This window comes from Mycobacterium innocens, assembly GCF_900566055.1.
Lineage (GTDB): Bacteria > Actinomycetota > Actinomycetes > Mycobacteriales > Mycobacteriaceae > Mycobacterium > Mycobacterium innocens.
The window spans coordinates 1-6,295 of record NZ_UPHQ01000223.1; the positions used below are offsets into that span (position 1 = coordinate 1).

The 6,295-nt window shown below is 62.8% G+C and carries 6 protein-coding genes, 1 tRNA gene and 1 pseudogene; 4 read left to right on the plus strand and 4 right to left on the minus strand.

From position 1 onward, the window contains the following. Positions 1–144: 144 nt before the first annotated feature. Positions 145–381: pseudogene (locus EET03_RS21310) on the plus strand (tyrosine-type recombinase/integrase); the annotation flags it as partial. Here EET03_RS21310 and EET03_RS21315 read toward each other — a convergent pair. From EET03_RS21315 to EET03_RS21330, 4 genes are all read right to left on the minus strand, one after another. Then, the gene (locus EET03_RS21315; protein WP_136625742.1) at positions 378–839 is read right to left on the minus strand and encodes a hypothetical protein; all 462 of its coding nucleotides are present in this window, start codon (positions 837–839) and stop codon (positions 378–380) included. The pseudogene EET03_RS21310 and the gene EET03_RS21315 sit on opposite strands and share 4 nt — an antisense overlap. A 33-nt stretch (positions 840–872) precedes the next feature. Beyond that, complete coding sequence (locus tag EET03_RS21320) at positions 873–2,453, minus strand: Eco57I restriction-modification methylase domain-containing protein (protein ID WP_075541970.1); 1,581 nt, start codon at positions 2,451–2,453, stop codon at positions 873–875. Between the two features lie 66 nt (positions 2,454–2,519). Beyond that, positions 2,520–3,221, minus strand: coding sequence for a hypothetical protein (locus EET03_RS21325; RefSeq protein ID WP_244232472.1), 702 nt, complete (start codon positions 3,219–3,221; stop codon positions 2,520–2,522). A 165-nt stretch (positions 3,222–3,386) separates the two neighbouring features. Next, positions 3,387–3,460, minus strand: a tRNA-Leu gene (locus EET03_RS21330). A gap of 358 nt (positions 3,461–3,818) precedes the next feature. Here EET03_RS21330 and EET03_RS21335 point away from each other — a divergent pair. From EET03_RS21335 to EET03_RS21345, 3 genes are all read left to right on the plus strand, one after another. After that, positions 3,819–4,706, plus strand: coding sequence for a PPE family protein, SVP subgroup (locus tag EET03_RS21335; protein WP_099193719.1), 888 nt, complete (start codon positions 3,819–3,821; stop codon positions 4,704–4,706). A gap of 62 nt (positions 4,707–4,768) precedes the next feature. Further along, positions 4,769–5,944: a PPE family protein gene (locus EET03_RS21340; protein ID WP_075541968.1), complete on the plus strand. Its 1,176-nt coding sequence runs from the start codon at positions 4,769–4,771 to the stop codon at positions 5,942–5,944. A 167-nt stretch (positions 5,945–6,111) separates the two neighbouring features. Continuing rightward, positions 6,112–6,295: WXG100 family type VII secretion target (locus EET03_RS21345; protein WP_136625743.1), on the plus strand; the 184-nt coding region annotated here is incomplete at its 3' end.

Here is a 6,295-nt window from a genome sequence, read left to right on the forward strand (position 1 = left end):
GCTCCTCGGTAGAAGGTTTTGATCTTGGCGATCGTTCTTCTACCAGGAGCTGCCCCTATATCACCGCAATAGCCTCACATGCCCCGCGTGTCACACTTGACCCAACAGCCGCTTCCTTAACTACCCGCCATTGAGCCTAGGCCTGGCCTAGGCTCCGTACGCTTCCACGACTTGCGCCACAGCTTCGCCACGATGAACCTGTCCGCTGGCGAGCACTACATGCAGGTGTCGAAGTGGCTGGGGCACTCAACTTTCGTACTGACGCTAACCACCTACGCGGACTACATCAACGAAGACGAACAGGCAGCACCGAAGGTCGGGCGCGGTGTTGTATCCGTCTCGGCGAACGTGGCGGAGCTTGGTCGGAGGCGCAGCGGCTAGTAGGTCCCGTCTCGTCTCTGCAGGATCAGCGGTGTCTGGTTGTTCAGCCCTCTGGCCGTGAGGGGTTGTCCGGTCCGAGCCAGCAAATAACCTTCGGTCAACAACGCGGGATCGATCTCGTGAAAGTCAGTCAGGTTGACCCACAAGTTGTGATGATCGGAGGGGTCGTAATACGACGGTATGAGGTCGCCGTTGACCTCGCTCTTGTCGGTCGTGATGTCTAGCAACTGTGTCTGCCAGGTCCCGCCAGAGCTGCTATGCAGAAACACGAGCGTTCGCTTGTCCCCTGCGATCTGGGCACGCAGCTGCTCCAGCCACGCGCCGCCTAGACCAACAGCATCCTCGTTGTAGGTTGCGCGGCTCCACCAAACGGAACCCCGACCGGACGCGACCTCGCGATGTCGTTCAATAGTGTCCGGCTGGCGCCGATGGCTCCACTTCAAGACGAGATCGATCACCAACACCTCCAAACGTAGGCTTTAGGCCTACGCTCACTTCAATTTCCGGCGACCCAATCTCCGGTCCCTTAGTGCTATCCAAGCTGCCTGGCAGTCGGCGACCTGTTTCGGAGACCACCCAAGGCCCTCAATGAGAACATGTTGGTCAACAAGGTCCACGGCCTTCATGACCTCACCTGCCTTGAGTAGAATGTCCACATCGGAAGATAAGTCCGGAGTGGCCAAATCCGGCGACGGAATCGGTAGCAGCTCAGCTTCTTTCGGTTCTAGCTCAAGAATGCCGCCGCCGTAGCTGCGGCCAATGATCTCTGAGAACGCGAACGTGGCACTGTTGTGAAACACAGTGCTTAACGCGACCGGATCAACGCCGCGAGCGACGCGAGCACGGTGGACAGTGTCAGTGCTGGTCGCTTCCGCACGATTCACAGTCATTCGAGGCGCGGCATGAATCTGGCGGAGCATGAACACGTCCGGAGACCACATCGACGGTGTAGTCCACCACGGCGTGCGCAATGAGCACTTGTACCCGAACTGAACTCCTTCGGCTTCGCCGGATTTGATGTGGCGCATAAGGGCCGGGTCTGTGCAGTCTCCATGCGCATTCAAGAGCCATGTGCGGTGGTTGCTTGCAAGGTCATTCTCACGGCATTGGTCGTCGTAGACAAGACCCGAGAGTTGGACGCTTCGTGAAACTAACGGTACCGAAAACCGTTTCAGATCTAGGGATTCAGCATCCGAGTCGGAGAAAGTGAAGAAGCTGTTCCGTCCGGTGACGATTCCGACGTCGACAGATGCGAGCTCGCCTAGAAGTCCTAGTTCCGATGACTTCCTAAGTTTGCGTAGCAGCTGAATTTGACGCGGCTTGAGGAAGTACTTCGTCCATTTTTCATGATCGTGCATCAGGGCCGGTGCGGCCGGACCATCGAGCTTCGCGCCAATCAGACCGCTTGCGTCCCTTAGATGCACTGTGCGCATCTCTGCTGGACCAGGGCCCTTAACTCCAAGAAACAAAACGACTTCCTGCGTCACGCCTTCAAACAGCAACCGCTCGAAGGTGACAAGCGTAATTGCGCTGAACTGCGCAAGCAGGTAGTCGCGAAGTTGGGCCGCATACGACACCTGGAGCAGTTCTGCCGGTAGTACGAGGCCCACTCGGCCACCATCGCGAACTGCGACGGTGCTTGCGACTACGCACGGAACCCAGGCGTTAGTGAGTTTGGTGGGCTTCAGCCCTTCAGCACGCATCAACTCAAGGGCGGGGTCACGTTGTTCGGCGGGCCAGTTGCCAAAGCGGATATAGGGCGGGTTGCCAGCGACGCCGTCCCACTTGCCGCGTTGGGCCTTAGTAAGCCAATCGAAGAGACTCTTCGCCACGACAGGAGCGTACTGACGCGCTTGTGACGCTTCCTCAGCAATAAGCTCGACCCCGCGCGCCTGGCCGCTCCGCTGGGCCAACTCACGAAGGATTCGGCCGTCACCACAGGACGGCTCTAGCAGTTTGCTGCCCGACGAAGCGACCCAATCCGCCAGGAACCGGGCAACTGGCTCCGGCGTGTAGTACCCGCCCCGCACCTTGTCGGCATCTGCTGCCACCTTCACCGGGTACATCGTCATGGCGTTAAGTATTAGCGTCAGAACCGACAGGGCGGACCTTTTGAGGCGGCGCGTCCCACGGTTTGGTTACGTCGCGTGGGGAGGAAGCCCCTGGAAGCGTTCGTAGTACGACTCGCCGAGGTCCTCGCTGAACCTTTCAATCCGAAGCGGACTGTTCACGTCCGGCAGGTCCGGATCAATCTGTCCAGTCGAGGGATCCCAGGACACGAGGCTCATCGCCTCGGCACGATGGGCTGGCTCATCCACAAGCTTGCGTCCGCCTAGTCGCGTCAGGGTTCCCACGATCGCGTTCGTGCGCGGCCCTGGTTCCAGGCATGGTGCGGGGATAGCGACGATGAAGGCCACAACAGCGCTTGGAAACCGAGTGTGAACAGTCGTCGCCTCTGTCGCTAGGTCGTTGACCATGTTCTGCCAGTTCTTGCCGACGCTGTCGTTGTCGTTCAACGTTTTGCTGTCGTACGCGATGCGAAGACCGTCCGGTCGATAGCCGACGTCGAAGTTCTGAGGGCGCACGCCGCCTACGATTCGTACAGGACCGACTTCGACGCAGTCGGCTTCTGATGGCTGCAGCTGCCTTGCGCTGGGTGTCAGGATGGGTATGCCGCCGAGCATCGTTGCGAGCGCGTGACCCACGGCTCGGTCAAACAGAATGCCAAAATCCATGCCTTGCTTCTTGGTGAACGCTACCCCGTCAAGCCACAGTTGCCCGAATTCCTGCATGTCGCTAAAGGGCGGTGAAAGCGGAGGCATGGACTGCAGTGGCGCCACGTCCGGCGACTCTACTGACCTTCGGACCTCGGTTGGGGGACGTTGGGGAGAATGGCCGCCAGTGCGTCGCAAATGTGGACGCGATGTGGACGCCGCGGCCCCGGAGGCCCGCGTGACGAACCTCGATCAGCCGTCAAACTGCCCGCTGAGCTGCACCAACTTCCGTGCCCCCACTGGGACTCGAACCCAGACTGGGCGGATTTTAAGTCCGCTGCCTCTGCCAATTGGGCTATGGGGGCCAAGGCGGCGAATGTAGCGCGCGAACGGCCGGGCACGAGTCATCCCCTCCTGGAAACGAACTCAGAAAACACTAGCGTGCGCCTCGGCCGGAGTATGACTAGGATCGCCCGCCGCGCGCCTAGCCGCAGTGGCGCCCATCTGGGTCATATGACATTGCCGTATCGCCCGCAAGGAGCTTGTTAAAACTGCCCGCGTCGGCGTTAAGAGGCCGTAAACGTTTGTCACCCCATGGCTTTCGGCGGCCACTGTGGAGCCGCGGCTGGTTAGCGTTACGCCAATACACAGGGGTCGTTACGCAAACACACAGGGTTGACCCGGGGAGTCAAAAGGTCGCCATGTTTCACATAGGAGGCACCAATGTCATTCCTGCAGATACTGCCGGAAGAGTTGACAGCCGCGGCTACGCAGCTAGGGGCACTCGGCAGCTCATTGACCGCACAGAACGCGGCCGCCGCCGCGCCTACCACTGCGATAGCTCCGGCGGCTCTCGACGAGGTTTCGGCGCTGCAAGCGGCCCTCTTCACCGCGTACGGCACCCTCTACCAGCAGGTCAGCGCCGAGGCTGCGGCCATGCATGACATGTTCGTGAACACTCTGGGTTTCAGCGCCGGTACCTACGGCGCCACCGAGTCGCTCAACTCGGCGGCGGCGGGTTCGCCCTTCTCCGGACTCACGTCGGGCATCGGCGGCCTCATCGATGGCACCACCGGGATGATGCCGGACTTCAACGGCGGCATGGCCAACATGATGAACATGATCGATGGCGCCACCGGGATGATGCCGGACTCGTTCAACGGCGGCATGGCCAACATGATGAACATCGGGACGGGGAACTGGGCATCCTCCACTTCGAACCTGCTCGGTTTGGCAGGCGGTGGACTGCTACCCGCCGAAGAGGCCGCTGCCGCCGACTCCTTTCTCGGCGGGGAAGCCGCCTTGGGAGAACTCGGTGCCGTCGAAGCGGCGCTCGGTGAAGGTTCGATCGCGGCCGGCGTCGGCGCGGCGTCGTCGATCGGCCTCTTGTCGGTGCCGCCCAGCTGGGCCGGACAGGCCACCTTGGTCTCGAGCACAACTGCCGGAGCGCTGCAGGGCGCCGGCTGGACCGCCGCCGCCCCACAAGCCGCTCCCGGCGTGCTCTACCCGGGCGTGCCGGGGTTGGCCTCGGCCGCGCGCAACAGCGCCGGCTTCGGTGCGCCGCGCTACGGCGTCAAACCCATCGTCATGCCAAAACCGGTGAGCGTATAGGCGCTTCGCACAGCGCAATTGCACAAATCAACGAGTGAGACTAACTCAAAAGGTGGGAACCGATGGATTTCGCAGCGCTGCCTCCTGAGATCAACTCCGGACGCATGTACGCGGGCGCCGGCGCCGGACCGTTGCTGGCCGCCGCGGCAGCCTGGAACGGCCTGGCTGCCGAGTTGTCCGCGACGGCAGCCTCTTTCGAGTCCGTGGTCACGCTGCTGACGGGCGAGCAGTGGCTGGGCCCGGCGTCGCTGTCGATGGCCGCCGCGGCCCAACCCTACATAGCGTGGTTGACCTATACGGGCGCGTCGGCCGAGCACGCTGGCGCGCAAGCCATGGCGTCCGCTGCGGCATACGAGGCGGCGTTTGCCGCGACCGTACCGCCGCCGATCATCGCCGCCAACCGGACTCTGCTGGCGGCGCTCGTCGCCACCAACTTCCTGGGCATCAACACGCCGGCGATCATGGCCACCGAGGCCCACTACATGGAAATGTGGGCCCAAGACGCCATGGCCATGTATGCCTACGCGGCCTCCTCGGCGAGCTCGGGAACACTGAACCCACTGACCACGCCGTCGCAGAGCACCAACCCGGGTGGGTTGGCAGCCCAGTCGGCGGCGGTCGGTCAGGCCGCCGCGGCTGCCACCGTCAATCAGGTTGGTCTGAGCAGTCTGATCACCGACTTGCCCAACGCGGTGATGAGCCTCGCCTCCCCGCTCACCTCGGTGGCCGACGTAACCGGGCTGACCGGAGTCATGCAAAGCATCGACAACCTGCTCGGGATTCCGATGGTGGCGAACATATTGAACGGCGCCATCAACACCGCGGCGTGGTTCGTCATGGCCGCGATCCCCAATGCGATATTCCTCTCCAACGCCCTCGCGCCGACGGAGGCAGCCGCCGGAGCCGTCGAGGGTGCCGCCGGCGCGGCCGCCGCTGCGGGCGCGGGGCTGGCGGAAACGGTCGCACCGGCGGCCGGAGCCGTCTCGGCCGGTCTGGGCGAGGCGTCACTGGTCGGCAGCCTGTCGGTGCCGGCTAGCTGGTCGAGCGCCACACCGGCGGCGGCTTCCACCGCCGGCCTGCTGTCCGGCAGCGGCTGGAGCGTCCCGGAGGAAGCCGGACCGGTCTCCGGAATGGCCGGGATGCCCGGGATGGCGGCGGCCGCCAAGGGGGCCGGCGCGTACGCCGGGCCGCGCTACGGCTTCAAGTCAACCGTCATGCCCAAACAGGTCGTCGTGTAACCCCGATAAGACCCGGCCAAGAAAAGGGGGATATGTCACTCGTTTGAGGCCGGCAATTAACCGGCGCGCCGTAATGTATTCCGCGAAGCGGCTACCACCGCACCAATCACGTGTTAGAACTCTTAAAACTGCAGACTGCGAGATAACGAGATAAGGAGACAGAAACCATGACCGCACGCTTCATGACCGACCCGCACGCGATGCGCGCGATGGCGGGCCGCTTTGAGGTGCACGCTCAGACGGTTGAGGACGAGGCCCGCCGGATGTGGGCGTCCTCGCAGAACATCTCCGGCGCGGGCTGGAGCGGTCTGGCCGAGGCCACCTCGCTGGACACCATGGGCCAGATGAACC

Bases quoted from the DNA above. Each gene is read 5' to 3' on its own strand.
- EET03_RS21320 (WP_075541970.1), bottom strand. From the start codon at position 2,453: ATGACGATGTACCCGGTGAAGGTGGCAGCAGATGCCGACAAGGTGCGG.
- EET03_RS21335 (WP_099193719.1), top strand. From the start codon at position 3,819: ATGTCATTCCTGCAGATACTGCCGGAAGAGTTGACAGCCGCGGCTACG.
- EET03_RS21340 (WP_075541968.1), top strand. From the start codon at position 4,769: ATGGATTTCGCAGCGCTGCCTCCTGAGATCAACTCCGGACGCATGTAC.